Below are 21,828 nucleotides of genomic sequence, written 5' to 3'. Positions count from 1 at the left end.
ATCATGCAGCTTAAGCGAGAGTGGATTAATCTAAAGGTCAGCCACCGACCTTTGGCGCGCGGCTGCGGTCAATGCCAGTGCCTATTGATAAAAGGAAACCACCATGCCCGCTCAAGAACTGCAAAAACAGCTCGACACCCTGCGCGAGCAGTTGGAACAGAATCCGCCGCTGTCGGAGGTCGAGCGTGAGGATCTGCATGCGCTGATGGCAGATATCGAATCGAGAATTGAGCTGGAAAATGCCACTCAAGACGCGAGTATCGTCGATGGCGTGAATCTCGCAGTGGATCGCTTCGAACTTGAACATCCGGCCATCGCCGGCACCTTGCGCAACATTGTCAATGCGCTGGGCAGCATGGGCATCTGATGCCCCACGCACAAAAAAGCCCTGCCAGCGATGGCAGGGCTTTTTCATTTCTACAACTTGAAACGCAATCCCCTGTAGGAGTGAGCCTGCTCGCGATAGCGATGGACCAGTCGACATCAATGTTGAATGTCAGTCAGCTATCGCGAGCAGGCTCACTCCTACATTTATTGACGCACCAGACGATGGTTCGGCAACTGCATATCTTCTGTACTGCGATACGGGTTGATATCCAGTCCACCACGGCGAACGTAACGAGCAAACACCGTCAGTTTCTCGGGCTTCAACAACCGCTGCAGATCAAGGAAAATCCGCTCCACGCACTGCTCATGGAAATCCGAGTGCTGGCGGAAGCTGACGATGTATGCCAGCAGGCTGGCGTGATCCAGCGCCGCACCACGATATTGCACCACCACGCTGCCCCAGTCCGGCTGACTGGTCACCGGGCAGTTGGATTTGAGCAGATGGCTGTGCACGCTCTCTTCAACGATCCGTGAATCATCGCAACGCAACAGCTCAGGACGCGGATGCTCGTAGTTGCTGACGCTGATATCCAGATCGTCGATGCACACGCCCGGCAACGCCACGACGCCTTCGGCTTCCACGTCCTTCAGACTGCGAACCCGCACGCCCACCGGTTTGCCGGCGGCAGCGGAAAGGTCTTTGACCAGCGTCGCTTCCAGCGTGGCAACGTCGGCGAACGGCGTCTGGTTCAGCGAATTCAGGTACAGCTTGAACGACTTCGACTCGATGATATTCGGCGAATCCGCCGGGATGCTGAATTCGCCAATCGCCACCACCGGCTTGCCCGACGGCAACAGCCACGACAGCTCGAAGCAGTTCCAGAAATCCACGCCTTTATACGGCAGGGTTTCGGCGGTCAGTCCCAGCTCGGCCCATTTCGCCGTGCGCGGAATCGGGAACAGCAGGGACGGTGTGTACGTGGCGATGTATTCGCTGGATTTGCCCAGCGGCGAGTGTTCGGCTGCGGGATGCATGGCGGAAACCTGACTGAAGAATCAGCGGATTCTACCAGCCTTTGCGTCCGCCTTTGAGTGCTTACTGACTGACAGTCAGTTTGCCGACCATGCCTGCCTGATAATGCCCGGGGATATTGCAGGCGAACTCCAGGTTCGTTGCCTTGCTGAATGTCCAGGTCAACTCGGCGCGCTTGCCCGGTTCGACCAGCGCGCTATTGGGGTCGTCATGCTTCATGCCGTGGCCCATCGCCGCATGATCCATGCCCGCCATGCCGTGGGACATTTCTTTCATGCCTGTCGGCGTGAGCATGCCGCTCTGCTGCATTTTCAGCATTTCCTGCTGGTGACTGGCATGCATCGCCGCATCACCGAGGTTGAATTCGTGCAGCAACTGGCCTTTATTCACCAGCACAAAGCGAACCGTCTCACCGGCCTTGAGCTCAAGGGTCTTGGGCTCGAACGTCATGTCCCCCATGACGATCTCGATGCTTCGCGAAGCCTGGCTGGCAGACGCCGGTTGGCCGAAGTCATAGGTGTGGGCGGGCGCGGCCCACACCGGCGAACTGATTGCCAGCCAGCAGGCAGCCAGCGTCAGGGTTTTGCGCAAAAACATGGTCGTACTCCAACAAGAAAAGGTTCAGCCTGTGGGAAACTCTAAGCGCCCCGCGCTGGCATCGACCTGACAGGCAGATTACAACTTTGTCAGGTTCATGCCGGGCAAGCGTTCTCACGATATAAAGTCTGCGTATTGACACCCGAACCCACCCGAGTCGCCCATGAAACTGTTGATCGTCGAAGACCAAGCGAAAACCGGCCAATACCTGCGCCAGGGCCTCACCGAAGCCGGCTTCACCACCGAATTGGTGGCCGACGGCATCAGTGGCCAGCAACTGGCGCTGAGCGGCGATTACGCGCTGCTGATCCTCGACGTGATGCTGCCCGGGCGTAACGGCTGGCAAATCCTCCAAGCGGTGCGCAGCGCCGGGCTGGAGACGCCAGTGCTTTTTCTGACGGCCAAGGACGCGGTGGAAGACAGGGTTCACGGCCTCGAACTCGGCGCCGACGACTATCTGGTCAAGCCCTTCGCCTTCTCCGAACTGCTGGCCCGGGTGCGCAGCCTGTTACGCCGCGGCAGCGCCAGCGCACAGGAAACCAGCCTGCAGCTGGCCGACCTGCGCCTGGACCTGATTCGCCGTCGCGTCGAACGCAGCGGGCAGCGCATCGACCTCACGGCCAAGGAGTTCGCCCTGCTGGAGATGCTGTTGCGCCGTCAGGGCGAAGTGCTGCCAAAATCGTTGATCGCCTCACAAGTCTGGGACATGAATTTCGACAGTGACACCAACGTCATCGAGGTCGCCGTTCGGCGTTTGCGCCTGAAGATTGACGACGAATACCCGCAAAAACTGATCCACACGGTGCGCGGCATGGGTTACGTGCTGGAAGAGCGCGGCGTCTGATGCGCCGGTTGTCCTTGAGTACCCGTCTGGCCTTGCTGTTTGCCGCTTGCACAGCCGTGGTTTCACTGCTCGCCGGAGTGCTGTTCGATCGCGCCAGCGAGGCGCATTTCATCGAACTCGACCAGCAACAACTCGATGCACGCTTGCTTGGTCTGCGCCGTGCCTTGCAAGGTGTGCCAGCCGATCAACGGCAAACGCGCCTGGCCGATGAACTGAGCCGTCAGGCCGATCTGTCCCTGCGCATTACCGGCAGCGACGGCCAGCACTGGTACGCCAGTTCGCCGCAGATCCCCGAGCAGTTGCCGCAAGCCGCAGGTCTGTCGACCATCAGCCACGATGGCACCGACTATCGCCTGCTCAATGCCCCGCTCTATCCAGGCCAACCTGACTCGCCGCAATTGACGCTGCTGCTCGACATCACCCATCACCAGCATTTTCTGCAACGAATGCAGCATCTGATCTGGCTGACGGTCGGCCTCTCAGCGCTGGCCACCGCGCTGCTCGGAGCCTGGGCCGCGCGCAGCGGTTTACGCCCGTTAAGGCGCATGAGTGCGGTGGCCCGGGGGATTTCCGCACAATCGCTGAATGCACGATTGCCGCAAGCGCACATGCCGCCGGAGCTTGCGCAAATGGCCCATAGCTTCAATGCCATGCTCGCCCGCCTCGACGAGTCGTTTCAGCGGCTCTCGGCGTTTTCCGCCGACATCGCCCATGAGCTGCGCACGCCTCTGTCAAACCTGCTGACCCACACTCAAGTCACCCTCACCCGCCCCAGGACGCTTGAGGACTACCGCGAAGCGCTGCACAGCAATCTTGAAGAACTGCAATGGATGGCGCAGTTGGTCAATGACATGTTGTATCTGGCCAAGGCTGACCACGGCTTGCTGATGCCCAAGCGCGAAGCGCTGGAGCTGGCAGATGAGGCCGACATGTTGCTGGAGTTTTTTGCGCCATTGGCGGAAGACGCCGGCGTGCGTTTGAGTCGTGAAGGTAAGGCGCGAATCGAAGGTGATCGCGGTATGTTGCGCCGGGCCCTGTCGAACCTGCTGGATAACGCGTTGCGGTTTACCCCGGCCGAGGGTTACGTACGCTTGAATCTTGTCGATGAAACGAACGCCGTGCGCGTTTGCGTCGAGAACAGTGGCGAGGGCATCTCAGCGCAGTTGTTGCCACGCTTGTTTGATCGATTCTATCGGGCCGATCCGGCGCGACAGGAAGGCAGCAGTGAGCATGCGGGGCTGGGGCTGGCGATTACTCAGTCGATCGTGCGGGCGCATGGCGGGACGATTCATTGCGAATCGGAGGTGGGGGTGACGCGGTTTGTGATTGAGTTGCCGAAGAAAGATTGAGGCCAGCAGGTACGGCCTATCGCGAGCAGGCTCACTCCTACAGGGGGAGCGCATTCCAATTGTAGGAGTGAGCCTGCTCGCGATAGCGGTTTTGAAGTTTACGAATATCTCAACGCATGCGCCGGCTCAATCTTCGCCGCCCGCCACGCCGGATACACCGTTGCCAGAAAGCTGAGAATAAAGCCTGCCGAGCAGATCAACAGCACATCGCCACCCTGCAGTTCCGACGGCAGATTGCTGACGAAATACACGTCCGAACTGAAGATATGCTGCCCGGTCACGCGCTCGACCCAGCCGACCAATTCACTGACATTGAGCGCTGCAATCACACCCAACACACCGCCAATGATCGTGCCGACAATGCCGATCACCGTGCCTTGCACCATGAAGATCGCCATGATCTGCCGTGGCGTGGCGCCGATGGTGCGCAGGATCGCGATGTCTGCGCCTTTGTCGTTCACCACCATAATCAGCGTCGCGATGATGTTGAATGCCGCCACCGCGACGATCATCAGCAACAGCAGGCCGATCATGGTCTTTTCCATCTTCATCGCACTGAACAGGCTGCCCTGGCTGTGGGTCCAGTCGTCAGCCTTGAAGTCGGCACCGAGACCGCTGGCAATGTCGGACGACACCTTGGGTGCCGCGTACAGATCCTTGACCGCCAGCCGCACGCTCTGCACCTGATTCGGTTGCCAATGCTGCATCGTCGCGGCATCGGCCACGTGGATCAGGCCCATCGAACCGTCCAGCTCGGCGCCGACCTTGAACACCCCCACCACATTCAGCCGCTGCATGCGCGGGGTGATACCGCCCGGCGCGGTGCTGACTTCCGGGACAATAAGAGTGATCTTGTCGCCGACATTCAGACGAAAACGCCGCGCGGTGATTTCACCGATCACCACGCCAAACTCACCCGGTTTGAGAGCATCGAGACGACCCTGGACGATGTGCTGGGCAACGATCGAGACCTTGCCTTCCTGAGCAGGATCGACACCGCTGATCTGGATCGGCTGCATCGCGCCCTTATAGGAAAGCATGCCTTCCATTTCGGTGAACGGCACGGCGGCGGTGACTTCCGGGTTTTTCATCGCGGCGGCGGCCACCGGCTGCCAGTCGTCGATCGGCTTGACGCCGACGATGGTCGCGTGCGGCACCATGCCGAGGATGCGCGAGCTCATTTCGCGCTGAAAGCCGTTCATCACCGACAACACCACGATCATCGCCAGCACGCCGAGGGCGAGGCCGATCATCGAGGTCATCGAAATGAACGAAACAAAGCGATTGCGGCGCTTGGCGCGGGTATAGCGCGTGCCGATAAAGATCGATAACGGTCTGAACATTCGCTGGGGCACCGTATAAAAATAAAAGACCCGGCGCCATTACGGGCGCCGGGTTTCAGCCAGTCAGATGGGGGTCAGGCAACCTTCCTGCAATTGCAGGACGCGGTCCATCTGGCGAGCCAGGTTCATGTCGTGCGTGACCACCAGGAACGCCGTGCGCATTGAGGTGCTCAACTCCAGCATCAAATCCTGGATGCCTTCAGCGGTGTGCAGGTCGAGGTTGCCGGTCGGCTCGTCGAGCATCACCAGGCCCGGATTGTTCACCAGCGCGCGGGCGATGGCCACACGCTGGCGTTCGCCGCCGGACAGCTCCGAAGGTTTGTGTTCGAGGCGATGGCCGAGACCGACACGCTCCAGCAATGCCGTGGCACGCTGACGTGCTTCGGGAATTGCCGTTTTGCCGATCAACAACGGCATGCAGACGTTTTCCAGCGCGGTGAATTCCGGCAGCAAGTGGTGAAACTGATAGACGAAGCCCAAGGCACGATTGCGCAGCAGGCCACGCTTCTTCTCGCTCAGCGCCGACAGCTCTTCACCGTCGAGCCAGACGCTGCCCTTGCTCGGCGTATCGAGGCCGCCAAGCAGGTTGAGCAAGGTACTTTTGCCCGAACCCGACTTGCCGACGATCGCCACACGCTCGCCCGGGTGCAACTCCAGTTGCAGACCGGCCAGCACTTCTACCGACTCCGGGCCTTCCTCGTAGGATTTGCCCAGGTTGCGGCAGCTCAGAATTGCTTGTTCACTCATGCCCGACTCACTCATAACGTAACGCCTCCGCCGGCTGGGTGCGCGCGGCACGCCAGGCGGGATACAGGGTGGCGAGGAAACTCAGGACCAACGCGGCGGCGCAAACCATGACGACATCCTGGCTATGCACCTGCGAGGGAAGATAATCAATGAAATACACGTCAGCATTAAGGAATTTGTGGCCGATCAGCCCTTCCAGCGCCGAGATGGCCGCGCTGACGTTAAGCGCGGCGAAAATGCCGACCACCGCGCCAATGGCTGTGCCGACCACACCGATCACCGTACCTTGCACCATGAACGTACGCATGATCGTGCCCGGCGTCGCGCCCAGTGTGCGCAGAATGGCGATGTCGCCCTTCTTGTCGTTCACCACCATTACCAGGGTGGAAATGATATTGAACGCCGCCACCGCAACGATCAGCAGCAACAGCAGGCCGATCATGGCTTTTTCCATACGGATGGCTTGGTACAGATTGCCGTGAGTGCGGGTCCAGTCGCGGGCGTAGTAGCGGTCTTCGCCGAGCTGCTGGGCGATGTTCCAAGCCTCGCGTGGGGCCTGGAACAGGTCGTCGAACTTCAGGCGCAGGCCCTGCACCTGATCCGGCTTCCAGCGGTGCATCTTCGCCAGATCCTGCAGGTTGGTCACACCGAGGTAGCCGTCGAGCTCACCGGCGCCGACATGGAAAATGCCGACCACGGTAAAGCGTTTCATGCGCGGGAACATCCCGGCCGGGGTCACGCTGACCTCCGGCGCGACGAAAGTGACCTTGTCACCGATGCCGACGCCCAGCTTGGTCGCAGCCTTGTCGCCGATGACGATGCCGAAGCTGCCCGGCGTCAGGTCGTCGAGTTTGCCCTGCTTCATGAAGTTGTCGATGATCGACACATTGCGCTCCAGCGCAGGGTCGATGGCATTGAGCAACACCTTGGAGACCTGGCCGTTGTTGGTCAGCAGGCCCTGCATCTGGGTGAACGGCGCCACCGCCGTCACTTGCCGGTTCTGTTTGACCTTGGCGGCCAGGCTCTGCCAATCGTTGATCGGTTCGCCAGTCTCAAGGGTCGCGTGGGGCACCATGCCCAGCACGCGGGTGCGCATCTCATGATCGAAGCCGTTCATCACCGACAGCACGACTATCATCACGACCACGCCAAGGGCGAGCCCGATCATCGAAGTCAGGGAAATGAATGACACAAAATGATTGCGACGCTTTGCACGGGTATAACGCGTGCCGATAAATACGAAGAGAGGTCTGAACATGTCGGGGCTTGTTCGGAGGGAAAAGGAACGTCCTTGTGGCGGGGGTCGATAACCAGCTTTACACTCAGACCACCGCCGCTACCATGGGTTCGCCATGTCGACATTAGATGAAGAAGATCGCCGCGAATACTACCGTATCGAGGACACGATCGCACTGGAAATTCGGCCCCTGTCCGCTCCCGAAGCCGCAGGCGAGGAAGTGTTGCAGGATGCTTCCCCACTCTTCAACCTGCTCAGTGAACTGCACCTGAGCGAATTCGAGTCGCAGCACCTGTTGCGCCAGATCAGCGAGCGCGACCGGGCAATCGCCGCGTTCCTCAAATCCCAGAACAAACGCATCGACCTGCTCAGCCAGGTGGTTGCCCTGACCGTGCTCGGCCACATCGGCGAGCCACAACCGGTGATCATCTCCGAAGGCGGGATCGACTTTCAGTACCCGACACCGATTGCCACCGGCGCACACCTGTCGGTCAAGCTGGTGTTGATGCCACAGGCACTGGGTCTGCTGCTGCGCGCCCGCGTCACCCACTGCGACCGCAAGGGCGATGGCTATGACGTCGGCACCGAGTTCGAACACCTGACCGACGCCCAGCGCCAGTTGCTCGCCCGCTACATCTTGCAGAAGCAGGCGCAGGAACGACGTCTGGCTCGCGAACAGAACGAATCTGGCATCTAACTTAAGGAAGCACCGTGACCCTCATTTACGGCCACCGCGGCGCCAAGGGCGAAGCACCGGAAAATACCCTGAGCAGTTTTCAGGAATGTCTCAAGCACGGCGTGCGCCGTTGCGAACTGGATCTGCACCTGTCCAAGGACGGCGAGCTGATGGTCATCCATGACCCTACGCTCAAGCGCACCACCGACCGTCGCGGCAAAGTTGTCGAGCACACCGCCGCCGAGCTGGTGACCTACGACGCGCGCAAGGGCGGCCCGGGCTGGATCAAGCCCTGCCCGATTCCCACGCTGGAAGCGTTGTTCGAACAATGTGATTTCGAGCACTGGCAGCTGGAAGTCAAAAGCGCTTCACGCACGCGCGCCGCAACCACCGTGCTGGCGATTCGGGAAATGGCTCAGCGCCATGGCTTGCTCGACAAGGTCACGATCACCTCGAGTTCGCGGGAAGTGTTGAAAGCGGCAGTGGACCTGGTTCCGGACGTATCCCGTGGCCTGGTGGCCGAATACGCCTGGCTCGATCCGCTGAAAGTCGCGGCCAGCTATGGCTGTGAGATTCTCGCGCTGAACTGGACGCTGTGTACGCCGGAACGCCTGCAAAAGGCGCAGCGCCAAGGTCTGCATGTGTCGGTATGGACCGTCAACGAGCCCGCGCTGATGCGCAGACTCGCCGACTTCGGCGTTGACAGCCTGATTACAGACTTTCCCGGTTTGGCCACTGCCACCCTTGAGAATTGCTGAAATCGGTCTCCCCGGCCGGCTCAGGCCACCGGCCGGAGCCCGTCAAAAAAGCCGGTTGAGGCCGTCGTATGCAGCTACCCGATAGGCTTCGGCCATGGTCGGGTAGTTGAACGTGGTGTTGACGAAATACTTCAGCGTATTCAGTTCGCCCGGCTGGTTCATGATCGCCTGACCGATGTGGACGATCTCCGACGCCTGATAACCGAAGCAGTGCACACCGAGCACTTCCAGGGTTTCGCGGTGGAACAGGATCTTCAGCATGCCTTGCGGCTCGCCGGCGATCTGCGCCCGCGCCATGCTCTTGAAGAACGCCTTGCCGACTTCGTAAGGCACTTTGGCCTGAGTCAGCTCCTGCTCGTTCTTGCCGATCGAGCTGATCTCCGGAATGGTGTAGATGCCGGTTGGCACGTCATTGACGAAACGCCAGCTGCCATTATCGACGATGCTGCCAGCGGCGGAACGGCCCTGGTCGTGAGCGGCACTGGCCAGGCTCGGCCAGCCGATCACGTCACCGGCACCGTAGATATTTTCCACGCAGGTGCGGTAGTTCTGGTCGACTTCGATCTGGCCACGGCTGTTGACCTTGACGCCAATGTTTTCCAGACCCAGCGTATCGGTGTTGCCGGTACGGCCGTTGCACCAGAGCAAGGCGTCGGCCTTGATCTTCTTGCCCGACTTGAGGTGCAGGATCACGCCGTTGTCCACGCCTTCGACGCGGTCGTAGTCTTCGTTGTGGCGCACGGTGATGTTGTTGTTGCTGAAGTGATAGCTCAACGCCTGGGAGATTTCCGAGTCGAGGAAGCTCAGCAACTGGCCACGGTTGTCGACCAGCTCGACCAGCACACCCAGGCCACTGAAGATCGAGGCGTATTCACAGCCGATCACACCGGCGCCGTAAACGATCAGTTTGCGCGGAGTGTGGCCGAGGCTGAGGATGGTGTCGCTATCGTAGATACGCGGGTGATGGAAATCGATGTCCGCCGGACGATACGGGCGCGAACCGGTGGCAATGATGATGTGCTTGGCGACCAGTTTCTCGACCACCCCGTTGCCGCAGACCACTTCGATGGTTTGCTCGTCGGCGAAGCTGCCGGTACCGAAGAACACGTCGACGCGATTACGGGCGTAGTAGCCGGTGCGCGATGCGACTTGTTTGGAAATGACTTTTTCGGCGCTTTTCAACACGTCTGGGAAGGAAAACCAGCGCGGCTCGCCGATCGCCCGGAACATCGGGTTGGTGTTGAACTGCATGATCTGCCGCACCGAGTGACGCAGTGCCTTGGACGGAATGGTGCCGAGGTGGGTGCAGTTGCCGCCGACCTGACGACGGCTGTCGACCATCGCGACCTTGCGCCCTGCTTTGGCGGCGTTCATTGCCGCGCCTTCTCCCGCCGGGCCGGAACCCAGCACCACCACGTCGTAGTTGTAGACAGCCATGCGTACTCCTCAGAACAGGCCGCGGTGCCAGCAGCACCGGCGGCTAAATCACGCCGAACGGCGGCGCGAAGGAACAATTGGGGGCCAGTAGAGAACCCGGACACAGTCTATAGAAGCGTCAACGCCGCGCACATTAACCCTTGGTCGCGTCGTAGGCTACTTTTGCCTGCACTACAACGCCAGCTTTCGTCTTGTCTTCAATCAATTTTTTGCACCCGCGAGCTGATCGAATGCCTGACTGGTGCGGATGATAAAACCTGTATCGGCACGCAAGACAAAGAATGCAGCAATGGCATGTTTTTGGGCATAGTCCCGCGCCCTTTCCGGGCCGAGAATCAGCAGCAGCGTCGATAGTCCATCGGCCATCAACGCTGAAGGATGAATCACCGTGACGGACGCCAGGTCGTGTAGGACCGGGGCACCGCTGCGCGCATCGACGGTGTGGGAATAGCGCCGGCCATCCTGCAGAAAATAGTTACGGTAATCGCCGGACGTGGACACGCCGTAGCCGTCGACATTAATAATGCGCTCGGCCACTTGCTGGTCGTCGCGAGGCTCTTCCAATGCGATGCGCCAGGGCGAGTCATCAAGTTTTTTCCCCTTGGCCTTTAATTCGCCCGTGGCTTCGACGAGGTAAGCGTAGATGCCCATGGCCTCCAGCCTCGCGGCAATGCTGTCCACGGCGTAACCGGCTGCGATGCTGTTCAGGTCGACTTCGACAGCGGCGTCCTTGCACAAGCGGTTGCCGTCGATGTGCAAGTGCTGATAGCCGACACGCTGCATGACCTCGCTTACCGCCGCCGGGTCGGGGATCTTTTCCGCGCGCCCTTGCGGACCAAAGCCCCAGAGGTTGATCAGCGGTTCGACGGTCAGGTCGTAAGCACCCGCGCTTTGCGCCGACAGTCGTTCGCCGACACGGACCAACTCCAATACCGAGGCGGGCATGGCCAGACAGTCATTGGCGGGCAAGGCGTTGAAGCGTTCGATAGCCGAATCGCTCCGATAGGTCGACATCTGTAGATCGACTTCAGCGAGGATGCGCGCCACTTCGCCGCGCACTTGCACAGGGTCGGCGAGGCCGGCGTGGCGCACGTACTTGACCGACCAGGTACTGCCCATCGTCGGGCCGCCAATGCTCTCCATGGAATCGCCGTTGCCACAGCCGGCGCACAGCATCGCCAGCACCACAAGCCCCACCCAGCGTCCAGTTAACAATTCTTCATCTCCCCGCAAAACCGCGGCGGCCATTATGGACTACAGCGCCCGCTCGCTCCCGCACGGCTGCAATGCCTTTCTACAAAATTGAAACAGTGAGTAACCGACCATGTCCTCCACCCCGGGCAAAGGCAAAGCGATTTTCCGCGTTGTCAGCGGCAACTTCCTCGAAATGTTCGATTTCATGGTGTATGGCTTCTACGCCACCGCCATCGCCAAAACCTTTTTCCCCACCGACAGCGCGTTCGCTTCGCTGATGCTGTCGCTGGCGACCTTCGGGGCCGGCTTCCTGATGCGCCCGCTGGGGGCGATTTTCCTCGGCGCCTATATCGACCGTCACGGACGGCGCAAAGGTCTGATCATCACCTTGGCGATGATGGCGGCCGGCACCGTGCTGATTGCCTGCGTGCCGGGCTATGCGACGCTCGGGGTCGCGGCACCGCTGCTGGTGTTGTTCGGACGGCTGCTACAAGGCTTCTCGGCCGGCGTGGAGCTGGGCGGCGTCTCGGTCTATCTGGCGGAAATCTCCACACCGGGGCGCAAAGGCTTTTTCGTCAGTTGGCAGTCTGCCAGCCAACAGGCTGCGGTGGTCTTCGCCGGCCTGCTTGGGGTCGGCCTCAACCACTGGCTGAGCCCGGAGCAAATGGGCGAGTGGGGCTGGCGCGTGCCGTTTCTGATTGGCTGCTTGATCGTGCCGGTGATTTTCTTCATCCGCCGCTCTCTGGAGGAAACCCCGGAATTCCAGGCGCGCACCCACCGCCCTACCCTCGGCGAAGTCGTCCGTTCGATCGGCCAGAACTTTGCCATCGTCATCGCCGGCATGGCGCTGGTGGTGATGACCACGGTGTCGTTCTACCTGATCACCGCGTACACCCCGACATTCGGCAAGGCAGAGTTGCACCTGTCAGATCTCGATGCGTTGCTGGTGACGGTGTGTATCGGCCTGTCGAACTTCTTCTGGCTGCCGGTGATGGGTGCGGTGTCCGATAAGATCGGGCGAAAACCCTTACTGCTGGCGGCGACGATTCTGGCGATTCTTACCGCCTACCCTGCCCTGTCGTGGCTGGTCGCCAATCCGAGCTTCAGCCACTTGCTGATTGTCGAGTTGTGGCTGTCGTTTCTGTACGGCTCGTACAACGGCGCGATGGTTGTGGCGCTGACCGAAATCATGCCGGTGGAAGTGCGCACGACCGGTTTCTCGCTGGCGTACAGCTTGGCGACGGCGACGTTTGGTGGATTTACCCCGGCGGCGTGCACGTATCTGATCCATGTGCTGGACAATAAGGCGGCGCCGGGAATCTGGCTCAGTGGCGCGGCGGTGTTGGGGTTGATTGCGACGTTGGTGCTGTTTCGTGGCAACCGGCATGAACTGCGCACGGCGCAAGCGTCGGTTGCCAGCGGCGCCTGACAGAATGCTTTCGCGAGCAGGCTCGCTCCCACAGGAGACGCGATCATTCCCACGCTCTGCGTGGGAATGCAGCCCGGGACGCTCTGCGTCCCATTGGAACGCGGAGCGTCCCTTGAGGCATTCCCACGCAGAGCGTGGGAACGATCACTCCACAAACAAAAACGCCCCGACAAAATGTCGGGGCGTTTTCATTCAAGCCTGCGGCTTATCGCGGGAACGCAGGCGGATTTACATCAGCCATGTCTTCCATCACGCGAACCACCTGGCAGCTATAACCGAACTCATTGTCGTACCAGACGTACAGCACAACGCGGTTGTCCTGAACGATGGTCGCTTCAGCGTCGACCACACCGGCGTGGCGCGAACCGACGAAGTCAGTCGACACCACTTCCTGCGAATTGACGAAATCGATCTGCTTGTGCAGTTCGGAGTGCAGCGCCATGTAGCGCAGGTACTCGTTCATCTCCTCACGGGTGGCGGCTTTCTCAAGGTTGAGATTGAGAATGGCCATCGACACGTTCGGCGTCGGCACGCGAATCGCGTTACCGGTCAGCTTGCCGGCCAGCTCAGGCAGGGCCTTGGCAGCAGCGGTGGCGGCACCGGTCTCGGTGATCACCATGTTCAGTGCGGCGCTACGGCCACGGCGATCGCCCTTGTGGAAGTTGTCGATCAGGTTCTGGTCGTTGGTGTACGAGTGAACGGTTTCGACGTGACCGTTGATGATGCCGAACTTGTCGTTGACCGCTTTGAGCACCGGCACGATGGCGTTGGTGGTGCAGGAAGCAGCCGACACGATCTTGTCGTCAGCGGTGATTTCACCGTGGTTGATGCCGTGAACGATGTTCTTCAGCTTGCCCTTGCCAGGTGCGGTCAGAACAACGCGGTCGATACCCGGGCAGGCCAGGTGCTGACCCAGGCCGTCGGCGTCACGCCATACACCGGTGTTGTCCACCAGCAGCGCGTCTTTGATGCCGTACTGGGTGTAATCCACCTCGGTCGGGTTCTTCGCGTAGATCACCTGGATCAGGTTACCGTTGGCGGTGATGGTGTTGTTTTCTTCGTCGATGGTAATGGTGCCGTTGAACGAACCGTGCACCGAATCGCGACGCAGCAGGCTGGCGCGTTTGGTCAGGTCGTTCTCGGCGCCTTTGCGCACGACGATGGCGCGCAGACGCAGGCCGTCGCCACCACCGGTTTTTTCGATCAGGATGCGCGCCAGCAGGCGGCCGATACGACCGAAGCCGTACAGCACAACGTCGGTGCCTTTGCGGGGCGAAGCGTTTTGCTGCCCCACCACGTCAGCCATTTCTTCACGCACGAACTGCTCGGCGCTGCGGCCATTGCCTTCGTTACGGAATTTGAACGCCAACTTGCCCAGGTCTACCGAAGCCGCGCCGAGCTTGAGCTCGCTCATGGCCTTGAGCAGTGGGAATGTTTCGTGGACGGAGAGTTCGCTGTCGTCGGAGGAACGGTGGCGCGCAAAGCGGTGAGCTTTGAGAATCGCGATGACAGACTGGTTGATCAGGCTGCGGCCATAGATCGAGCTCACCACGTTGTTATTGCGGTAGAGCTGACCGATAAGCGGGATCATCGCTTCTGCGAGTGCTTCACGGTCGATCCATTCACCAAGACACTGGTCGGGCTTCTGAGTCACGGTAACCTTCCACATGTAGGGGCAGAAAAAAGGGGCTACATTATGCCGCCGACAACCTCTTTCAGCAATGCGCGCTTGTCGCCAATCCGTTAACAAAATCCTGTTCAAAAAAATTACGCCGCTCTCCAGCCCAGTAAAACCGCGGCTTTCAGCGCAGTCAATTTTTCGACGACTGTTAGACGATGTCTGTAACCCTCCGAAACACGACCCGGTTTCGGCACTACATAACCACTGAAAAAGTGCTCGTTTTTATGGTTACCACTACATTTCGTCCAAACCGCGAAGATAGACGTAGTCTGCAACTGACAGGTGGCACCGCAGACCGCTACAATTACCGACTTTGTCGCAACGCCTGGAGCTCAACCTTCCGTGCCTGTTCTGCGTCTACCGCTACTCCCTGCCGAGGCAGGTAAACAGCATTGGGGCAATCTGCCCGGTGCTGCCCTCAGCCTGGCGATTGCCGAGGCTGCCAGCGCTGCCAAGCGCTTCACCCTGCTGCTGACCGCCGACAGCCAAAGCGCCGAACGGCTGGAACAGGAGCTGAGTTTCTTCGCCCCGGATTTGCCCGTGCTGCATTTTCCCGACTGGGAAACCCTGCCGTACGATTTGTTCTCGCCGCACCAGGACATCATTTCCCAGCGCATCGCCAGCTTATACAGGCTGCCGGAATTGGCGCATGGCGTACTGGTGGTGCCGATTACCACGGCCCTGCACCGACTGGCGCCGACCAAATTCCTGCTCGGCAGCAGCCTGGTGCTGGACATCGGCCAGAAGCTCGATGTCGAGCAGATGCGCGCGCGGCTCGAGGCCAGCGGCTATCGCTATGTCGACACAGTTTATGAACACGGCGAATTCACCGTACGTGGCGCGCTGATCGACCTGTTCCCGATGGGCAGCAAACTGCCGTATCGCATCGACCTGTTCGATGATGAAATCGAAACCCTGCGCACCTTCGATCCGGAAACCCAACGCTCCATCGACAAGGTCGAGTCGGTCAAGCTGCTGCCGGCCCGCGAGTTTCCGTTGCAGAAAGACGCAGTCACCCGCTTCAAGGCGCGCTTCCGTGAGCGCTTCGACGTGGACTTCCGCCGTTGCCCGATATTTCAGGACCTGAGCAGTGGTATCACACCGGCCGGTATCGAGTACTACCTGCCGCTGTTCTTCGACGAAACCTCGACGCTGTTCGACTACCTGCCCCAGGACACTCAGGTGTTCTCACTGCCGGGCATCGAGCAAGCGGCGGAGAATTTCTGGAACGACGTGCGCAATCGGTATGAAGAGCGCCGCGTCGATCCTTCGCGCCCTTTATTGCCACCGGCCGAATTGTTCCTGCCGGTGGAAGACTGCTTTGCACGGCTGAAGAACTGGCCACGGGTAGTGGCGAGTCAGCAAGACGTTGAGAGCGGTGTCGGCCGTGAACGCTTCCCGGCGCATGCATTGCCGGATCTGGCGATCGAAGCCAAAGCCACCCAACCGCTGGCGGCGCTGGCCGGCTTCCTCGAACAATTCCCCGGACGCGTGCTGTTCACCGCCGAATCGGCGGGTCGTCGCGAAGTCCTGCTGGAACTGCTCGAACGCCTGAAGCTGCGTCCCAAAACCGTCGATAGCTGGCCGGATTTCGTCGCTGGCAAGGATCGTCTGGCGATCACCATCGCCCCGCTCGACGAAGGTCTGGTGCTCGACGACCCGGCACTGGCACTGGTCGCGGAAAGTCCGCTGTTCGGCCAACGGGTGATGCAACGCCGTCGCCGCGAGAAGCGCAGCGACGTCAGCAACGATGCAGTGATCAAGAACCTCACCGAGCTGCGCGAAGGCGCCCCGGTGGTGCACATTGACCACGGTGTCGGTCGCTATCTGGGCCTGACGATTCTGGAAATCGACAATCAGGCCGCTGAATTCCTCACCCTCGAATACGCCGAGAACGCCAAGCTCTACGTGCCGGTCGCTAACCTGCACCTGATCGCCCGTTACACCGGCAGCGACGACTCGCTGGCGCCGCTGCATCGTCTCGGCTCGGAAACCTGGCAGAAAGCCAAGCGCAAAGCCGCCGAACAGGTGCGCGACGTCGCCGCCGAACTGCTCGACATTTATGCCCGTCGCGCCGCCCGCGAAGGTTACGCGTTCGCCGACCCGAAAGCCGATTACGCCACGTTCAGCGCCGGTTTCCCGTTCGAAGAAACCCCGGACCAGCAAGCGACCATCGAAGCCGTGCGCGAAGACATGCTCGCGCCGAAACCGATGGATCGCCTGGTCTGCGGCGACGTCGGCTTCGGCAAGACCGAAGTGGCCATGCGCGCCGCGTTCATCGCGGTGCACGGCGGTCGTCAGGTGGCGATTCTGGTACCGACCACCCTGCTCGCCCAGCAGCACTACAACAGTTTCCGCGACCGCTTCGCCGACTGGCCGGTGACCGTAGAGGTGATGAGCCGCTTCAAGTCCGCCAAGGAAGTCAACGCGGCGATTGCTGATCTGGCGGAAGGCAAGATCGACATTGTCATCGGCACGCACAAGCTGCTGTCCGACGACGTGAAAATCAAAAACCTCGGCCTGGTGATCATCGACGAAGAACACCGCTTTGGCGTGCGTCAGAAAGAACAGCTCAAGGCGCTGCGCAGCGAAGTCGACATTCTCACCCTGACCGCCACACCGATTCCGCGCACGCTGAACATGGCGGTGTCGGGCATGCGCGATCTGTCGATCATCGCCACGCCGCCAGCGCGACGCCTGTCGGTGCGCACCTTCGTCATGGAGCAGAACAAGAGCACGGTCAAAGAGGCCCTGCTGCGCGAGCTGCTGCGTGGCGGCCAGGTCTACTACTTGCACAACGATGTGAAGACCATCGAGAAATGCGCCGCCGACCTCGCCGAACTGGTGCCGGAAGCGCGCATTGGTATTGGCCACGGGCAGATGCGCGAGCGCGAACTCGAACAGGTGATGAGCGACTTCTACCACAAGCGTTTCAACGTGCTGATCGCTTCGACCATCATCGAGACCGGCATCGACGTGCCGAGCGCCAACACCATCATCATCGAACGAGCCGACAAGTTCGGTCTGGCACAGCTGCACCAGTTGCGTGGCCGCGTCGGCCGCAGTCACCACCAGGCTTACGCCTACCTGCTGACGCCGCCGCGCCAGCAAATCACTTCGGACGCGGAAAAGCGTCTGGAAGCGATCGCCAACACCCAGGACCTCGGCGCCGGCTTCGTGCTGGCGACCAACGACCTGGAAATCCGCGGCGCTGGCGAACTGCTCGGCGACGGTCAGAGCGGGCAGATTCAGGCGGTGGGCTTCACGCTGTACATGGAAATGCTCGAGCGCGCGGTCAAGTCGATTCGCAAAGGCGAGCAGCCGAACCTCGATCAACCGCTAGGCGGTGGCCCGGAAGTCAATCTGCGGGTGCCGGCGCTGATTCCGGAAGACTATCTGCCGGATGTGCATGCGCGTCTGATTCTGTATAAACGCATCGCCTCGGCGACCGACGAAGAAGGTCTGAAAGATCTGCAGGTCGAGATGATCGACCGTTTCGGCCTGCTGCCGGAGCCGACCAAGAACCTGGTGCGGATCACCGCGTTGAAACTGCAGGCGGAAAAGCTCGGCATCAAAAAAGTCGATGGCGGGCCGCAGGGCGGGCGTATCGAGTTCGAAGCGCAGACGCCAGTCGACCCGATGACGCTGATCAAGCTGATCCAGACCCAGCCCAAACGCTACAAATTCGAAGGCGCGACGATGTTTAAATTCCAGGTGCCGATGGAGCGCCCGGAAGAACGTTTTAATACTGTAGAGGCGCTGTTTGAGCGTCTCATCCCGAAATCCGCTTGAAGGACGCCCAATGCGCCTGTTCCGCTCTCTGACTTTGCTGCTCACCTCGCTGTCGATAATAGTGCTGGCACCGATGGCGTTTGCCGATGACACGTATCAGGTCGAAATGATTCTGGTGCGCCAGAATGCCGTGCCGGCCATCGTCAGCCGCGCCGCGCCGGAAGACTGGGCCACCGGCGCCCAACGCCTGGGCAACGACAGCCTGCGCACGCCTGCGCTGAACGATGTCGTGAGCAAACTCACCGCCAGCGGCGAGTACACCGTGCTGATGCACAAAGCCTGGCAGCAAAGCCTCGGCGAAACGCCGGTGAAAGTCGCAGTCAGTGACGGCCAGGAGCAGTTTGGGCAGTTCCCGATCGAAGGCACGCTGGAGATGAAACTTGGTCGCTTCACCGACGTAACGGCCGACTTCTGGGTCAACCAGATCGACGCCAACGGCCTGGTCACCGCCAGTGAACGGCTGCGCCAGGACAGCCACACGAAGAACGGCCAACTTAACTACCTCGACAACGGCCACCTGGCTTTGCTGATCAAGATCACTTCCCTGACCGCGCCGGCGCCACGGGAAGCACCTGAAGCGATTCCGGACTGATCGAAGTCCTTATGCCCCCGCCCCTCAGCAAACCGTTGGCGTCCTCCTGGGTCAGCCGATTCAAGGAACAGAGCCTGGAGCGTGGCCGTCGCTACGCCCTGGAAAACCGGGTACGCATCGCACAGGTCGGCGATGCGACCATCACGGCCAGTTGCGAAGGCTCCGGTGGCAGCGTTTACCGCCAGACGATTCACTTGCGCGAGTCGGCCAAAGGCACGCTGCTGCTGGTCGACGCCACTTGCACCTGCCCGGTCCGCAGCAACTGCAAGCACTGTGCTGCGGTGCTGCTGAAAGTCCAGGAAACCCTCGATTATCCCGCCGCCGCGAAAGATGCCGCGCTGCTGGAAAAGCTCCAGGCTGTCCTGGAAAACCGCAGCCCGAAAGCGCCGCCGCAGGTGCTGGTGGACAACGTGCAACCGCTGCCACGCCTGTGGCTGGCGAGCGCCGAGTTCAGCGCGTTCGAGCCGCGTAACGGCAAGATGCAGCGCTATATCCAGCACCGCGCGGCACTCTCGTTCAGCTATCTGGACGAGTACGTCAGCGGGCAGAAGAACAGCGATATCCTGATTCGCCAAGAGACCCAGACCCTGCGCGTCAAGCGCCACCCCGACGTCGAACAGTCCTACCGGGAACAACTGCGCATACTCGGCTTCCGTATCGCCACGCGGCAGAGCAAAGCCTTGCCGGAGAGCGCGGGCGAGCTGTACGAAATGGTCAACGACAGCGCCTGGCTGACCTTCACCCTTAACGACCTGCCAAAGCTGCGCAGCCTGGGCTGGGAATTACAGATCGACGAGGAGTTCGGCTTCGACCTGACTGCCGTCGACGACTGGTACGCCACGGTTGAACAAGTCCCGGAACGCGACTGGTTTGATCTGGAACTGGGCATCATCGTCAATGGCGAACGCCTGAGCCTGCTGCCAATTTTGCTCAACCTGATGCGCTCACACGCCGAAATCCTCAACCCGGAACGCCTGGCGCGCCGCCGCGATGACGAGCTGATTCTGGTCAATATTCCACAACGGACCAGCGAACACGGTCCGCTGCAGGTCGCGCTGCCGCTCGGCCGCCTGAAACCGGTACTGACCACCCTCGGCGAGTTTTACCTGCAAGAGCCCGGCGAAACCACCTTGCGCCTGAGCAAGGCCGATGCGACGCGCCTCAATGCGCTGGACGGCATTCCACTGTTGTGGGAGGGCGGCGAACAGATCCGAACACTCGCCCAACGCCTGCGCGACATCCGCGATTTCAGCGCCGAAGCGCCGCAAGGCCTGAACGCGACGTTGCGTCCCTATCAGCTCGAAGGCTTGAGCTGGATGCAGTCGCTGCGGCAACTGGAGGTGGGCGGGATTCTCGCGGACGACATGGGTCTGGGTAAAACCCTACAGACCCTGGCGCATCTTCTCAGCGAGAAGAACGCCGGGCGCCTGGATCGCCCGTGCATGGTGGTGATGCCGACCAGCCTGATCCCCAACTGGCTCGATGAAGCCGCGCACTTCACGCCGCAATTGAGGGTGGTGGCGTTGTACGGGGCCACGCGCAAAAAGCACTTCGACAACCTCGCCGACTTCGACCTGATTCTTACCACCTATGCGCTGCTGCCCAAGGACGTCGAACGCCTGGCGAAACAGCCGCTGCACGTGCTGGTGCTGGACGAAGCGCAGTACATCAAGAACCCCAACAGCAAAGCGGCCCAGGCCGCGCGCGAGCTGAATGCGCGCCAGCGCTTGTGCTTGAGCGGCACCCCACTGGAAAACCACTTGGGCGAGCTGTGGTCGCTGTTTCACTTTTTGCTGCCGGGCTGGCTCGGCGATGTGAAAAGCTTCAATGCCGATTACCGCGTGCCGATCGAAAAGCGCGGCAGTGAAGTCAGACTTCAGCACCTCAACGGTCGGATAAAGCCGTTTCTGCTGCGCCGCACCAAAGAACAGGTCGCCACCGAACTGCCGCCGAAAACCGAAATCATCCATTGGGTCGAACTCAACGAAGCGCAGCGCGATGTCTATGAAACCATGCGTCTGGCCATGGACAAAAAGGTCCGCGACGAGATCACGCGCAAAGGCGTGGCGCGCAGTCAGATCATTATTCTTGAGGCACTGCTTAAGTTGCGTCAGGTCTGTTGCGATCTGCGTCTGGTCAGCGACACGGCCCTGCCCGCTCGTGCCAGCACCTCGGGCAAGCTCGACAGCTTGATGGAAATGCTTGAAGAGCTGTTCGAGGAAGGTCGGCGGGTTCTGCTGTTTTCGCAGTTCACCTCGATGCTGACATTGATTGAGGATGAGCTGAAAAAACGTAACGTCGCCTATGCGCTACTGACCGGGCAAACCCGCGACCGACGCACGCCGGTGAAGGAATTCCAGAGCGGCAAGCGTCAGATCTTTCTGATCAGCCTGAAGGCTGGCGGTGTCGGTTTGAACCTGACCGAAGCCGATACGGTGATTCACTACGATCCGTGGTGGAACCCGGCGACCGAGAACCAGGCAACTGATCGGGCGTATCGCATCGGTCAGGAAAAACCCGTATTCGTTTACAAGCTGATTGCCCGCGGGACGGTGGAAGAGAAGATTCAGCACCTGCAGAAGGAGAAATCTGATCTGGCGGCAGGCGTACTGGATGGGCGCAAGGCCGGGGACTGGAAGTTGCAGAGTGATGATATTGAAGCGCTGTTCGCGCCGTTACCGGACAAGATCGATAAACGTTGAGATCGGCGTCGCCGGTTAGCTAGCTATCGCTGGCAAGCCAGCTCCCACAGATATCGAGTTGAATCACAATTTTGTGTACAGCTCATAACC

17 protein-coding genes are annotated in these 21,828 nt (G+C 60.4%); 9 read left to right on the top strand and 8 right to left on the bottom strand.

Translation table 11 applies throughout. From position 1 onward, the window contains the following. Window positions 1–103 precede the first annotated feature (103 nt). On the top strand, window positions 104–367 hold the full coding sequence (locus HU743_RS21410) for a DUF4404 family protein (RefSeq protein WP_186651087.1): 264 nt from the start codon (window positions 104–106) through the stop codon (window positions 365–367). Window positions 368–531: 164 nt separating this feature from the next. On the opposite strand, the gene queF is transcribed toward HU743_RS21410, so the two are convergent. Beyond that, window positions 532–1,362 (bottom strand): NADPH-dependent 7-cyano-7-deazaguanine reductase QueF, encoded by an 831-nt coding sequence (gene queF, locus HU743_RS21405; RefSeq protein WP_186550416.1) that lies wholly within the window; start codon window positions 1,360–1,362, stop codon window positions 532–534. A gap of 61 nt (window positions 1,363–1,423) precedes the next feature. Beyond that, window positions 1,424–1,957 (bottom strand): cupredoxin family protein, encoded by a 534-nt coding sequence (locus HU743_RS21400; RefSeq protein WP_186651084.1) that lies wholly within the window; start codon window positions 1,955–1,957, stop codon window positions 1,424–1,426. Between the two features lie 163 nt (window positions 1,958–2,120). Between HU743_RS21400 and HU743_RS21395 the strand changes: the two genes are divergently transcribed. Together HU743_RS21395 and HU743_RS21390 are read left to right on the top strand one after the other, a co-directional pair. Further along, entirely contained in the window at window positions 2,121–2,801 is a 681-nt protein-coding gene (locus HU743_RS21395; RefSeq protein ID WP_186651082.1) for a heavy metal response regulator transcription factor, read from the top strand. Beyond that, window positions 2,801–4,150, top strand: a complete 1,350-nt coding sequence (locus HU743_RS21390; protein ID WP_186651080.1) for a heavy metal sensor histidine kinase — start codon at window positions 2,801–2,803, stop codon at window positions 4,148–4,150. Before HU743_RS21395 ends, HU743_RS21390 begins: the two co-directional genes overlap by 1 nt. Before the next feature lie 98 nt (window positions 4,151–4,248). Here HU743_RS21390 and HU743_RS21385 read toward each other — a convergent pair whose 3' ends face one another. The 3 genes from HU743_RS21385 to HU743_RS21375 all read right to left on the bottom strand — a co-directional run bounded on the left by HU743_RS21385 (window position 4,249) and on the right by HU743_RS21375 (window position 7,498). Next, window positions 4,249–5,493, bottom strand: a complete 1,245-nt coding sequence (locus HU743_RS21385; RefSeq protein ID WP_186651078.1) for a lipoprotein-releasing ABC transporter permease subunit — start codon at window positions 5,491–5,493, stop codon at window positions 4,249–4,251. Between the two features lie 63 nt (window positions 5,494–5,556). Next, the gene (gene lolD / locus HU743_RS21380) at window positions 5,557–6,240 is read right to left on the bottom strand and encodes a lipoprotein-releasing ABC transporter ATP-binding protein LolD (RefSeq protein WP_186550406.1); all 684 of its coding nucleotides are present in this window, start codon (window positions 6,238–6,240) and stop codon (window positions 5,557–5,559) included. Window positions 6,241–6,247: 7 nt separating this feature from the next. Further along, window positions 6,248–7,498 (bottom strand): lipoprotein-releasing ABC transporter permease subunit, encoded by a 1,251-nt coding sequence (locus HU743_RS21375; RefSeq protein ID WP_186651076.1) that lies wholly within the window; start codon window positions 7,496–7,498, stop codon window positions 6,248–6,250. 94 nt (window positions 7,499–7,592) lie between these two features. Here HU743_RS21375 and HU743_RS21370 point away from each other — a divergent pair, with 94 nt between their 5' ends. Both HU743_RS21370 and HU743_RS21365 read left to right on the top strand, forming a co-directional pair. Then, on the top strand, window positions 7,593–8,174 hold the full coding sequence (locus HU743_RS21370; protein WP_186651074.1) for a PilZ domain-containing protein: 582 nt from the start codon (window positions 7,593–7,595) through the stop codon (window positions 8,172–8,174). Between the two features lie 14 nt (window positions 8,175–8,188). Continuing rightward, window positions 8,189–8,911, top strand: a complete 723-nt coding sequence (locus HU743_RS21365; RefSeq protein ID WP_186651072.1) for a glycerophosphodiester phosphodiesterase family protein — start codon at window positions 8,189–8,191, stop codon at window positions 8,909–8,911. Between the two features lie 42 nt (window positions 8,912–8,953). On the opposite strand, the gene sthA is transcribed toward HU743_RS21365, so the two are convergent. Together sthA and HU743_RS21355 are read right to left on the bottom strand one after the other, a co-directional pair. After that, window positions 8,954–10,348 (bottom strand): Si-specific NAD(P)(+) transhydrogenase, encoded by a 1,395-nt coding sequence (gene sthA, locus HU743_RS21360; RefSeq protein ID WP_186550398.1) that lies wholly within the window; start codon window positions 10,346–10,348, stop codon window positions 8,954–8,956. Between the two features lie 201 nt (window positions 10,349–10,549). Further along, window positions 10,550–11,596: an FAD:protein FMN transferase gene (locus HU743_RS21355; RefSeq protein WP_186651070.1), complete on the bottom strand. Its 1,047-nt coding sequence runs from the start codon at window positions 11,594–11,596 to the stop codon at window positions 10,550–10,552. A gap of 76 nt (window positions 11,597–11,672) precedes the next feature. Between HU743_RS21355 and HU743_RS21350 the strand changes: the two genes are divergently transcribed. Then, entirely contained in the window at window positions 11,673–12,971 is a 1,299-nt protein-coding gene (locus HU743_RS21350; RefSeq protein ID WP_186651068.1) for an MFS transporter, read from the top strand. A gap of 205 nt (window positions 12,972–13,176) precedes the next feature. On the opposite strand, the gene HU743_RS21345 is transcribed toward HU743_RS21350, so the two are convergent. Next, window positions 13,177–14,640 (bottom strand): glyceraldehyde-3-phosphate dehydrogenase, encoded by a 1,464-nt coding sequence (locus HU743_RS21345; protein ID WP_186550392.1) that lies wholly within the window; start codon window positions 14,638–14,640, stop codon window positions 13,177–13,179. 354 nt (window positions 14,641–14,994) lie between these two features. Between HU743_RS21345 and mfd the strand changes: the two genes are divergently transcribed. From mfd to HU743_RS21330, 3 genes are read left to right on the top strand one after another with little or no spacing between them, the layout of a single operon-like run. Next, window positions 14,995–18,444, top strand: a complete 3,450-nt coding sequence (gene mfd, locus HU743_RS21340; RefSeq protein WP_186621853.1) for a transcription-repair coupling factor — start codon at window positions 14,995–14,997, stop codon at window positions 18,442–18,444. A gap of 10 nt (window positions 18,445–18,454) precedes the next feature. Beyond that, entirely contained in the window at window positions 18,455–19,036 is a 582-nt protein-coding gene (locus HU743_RS21335; RefSeq protein ID WP_186651066.1) for a CsiV family protein, read from the top strand. Window positions 19,037–19,047: 11 nt separating this feature from the next. Continuing rightward, window positions 19,048–21,738: a DEAD/DEAH box helicase gene (locus HU743_RS21330; RefSeq protein ID WP_186651065.1), complete on the top strand. Its 2,691-nt coding sequence runs from the start codon at window positions 19,048–19,050 to the stop codon at window positions 21,736–21,738. The last annotated feature ends 90 nt before the right edge of the window (window positions 21,739–21,828 follow it).

The sequence above is a fragment of the Pseudomonas sp. SWRI99 genome, assembly GCF_014270125.1.
GTDB lineage: Bacteria > Pseudomonadota > Gammaproteobacteria > Pseudomonadales > Pseudomonadaceae > Aquipseudomonas > Aquipseudomonas hamedanensis.
The sequence above is the reverse complement of the archived record's forward strand: the minus strand, read 5'-3'. Positions and strand labels throughout refer to the sequence as shown.

Excerpts from the sequence above, each read along its gene's own strand:
- HU743_RS21335 (WP_186651066.1), top strand. The coding sequence starts at position 18,455 with ATGCGCCTGTTCCGCTCTCTGACTTTGCTGCTCACCTCGCTGTCGATA.
- HU743_RS21385 (WP_186651078.1), bottom strand. The coding sequence starts at position 5,493 with ATGTTCAGACCGTTATCGATCTTTATCGGCACGCGCTATACCCGCGCC.
- HU743_RS21355 (WP_186651070.1), bottom strand. The coding sequence starts at position 11,596 with ATGGCCGCCGCGGTTTTGCGGGGAGATGAAGAATTGTTAACTGGACGC.
- HU743_RS21410 (WP_186651087.1), top strand. The coding sequence starts at position 104 with ATGCCCGCTCAAGAACTGCAAAAACAGCTCGACACCCTGCGCGAGCAG.
- HU743_RS21375 (WP_186651076.1), bottom strand. The coding sequence starts at position 7,498 with ATGTTCAGACCTCTCTTCGTATTTATCGGCACGCGTTATACCCGTGCA.
- HU743_RS21395 (WP_186651082.1), top strand. The coding sequence starts at position 2,121 with ATGAAACTGTTGATCGTCGAAGACCAAGCGAAAACCGGCCAATACCTG.
- HU743_RS21390 (WP_186651080.1), top strand. The coding sequence starts at position 2,801 with ATGCGCCGGTTGTCCTTGAGTACCCGTCTGGCCTTGCTGTTTGCCGCT.
- HU743_RS21345 (WP_186550392.1), bottom strand. The coding sequence starts at position 14,640 with ATGTGGAAGGTTACCGTGACTCAGAAGCCCGACCAGTGTCTTGGTGAA.
- HU743_RS21350 (WP_186651068.1), top strand. The coding sequence starts at position 11,673 with ATGTCCTCCACCCCGGGCAAAGGCAAAGCGATTTTCCGCGTTGTCAGC.
- HU743_RS21400 (WP_186651084.1), bottom strand. The coding sequence starts at position 1,957 with ATGTTTTTGCGCAAAACCCTGACGCTGGCTGCCTGCTGGCTGGCAATC.
- lolD (WP_186550406.1), bottom strand. The coding sequence starts at position 6,240 with ATGAGTGAACAAGCAATTCTGAGCTGCCGCAACCTGGGCAAATCCTAC.
- sthA (WP_186550398.1), bottom strand. The coding sequence starts at position 10,348 with ATGGCTGTCTACAACTACGACGTGGTGGTGCTGGGTTCCGGCCCGGCG.
- queF (WP_186550416.1), bottom strand. The coding sequence starts at position 1,362 with ATGCATCCCGCAGCCGAACACTCGCCGCTGGGCAAATCCAGCGAATAC.
- HU743_RS21370 (WP_186651074.1), top strand. The coding sequence starts at position 7,593 with ATGTCGACATTAGATGAAGAAGATCGCCGCGAATACTACCGTATCGAG.
- HU743_RS21330 (WP_186651065.1), top strand. The coding sequence starts at position 19,048 with ATGCCCCCGCCCCTCAGCAAACCGTTGGCGTCCTCCTGGGTCAGCCGA.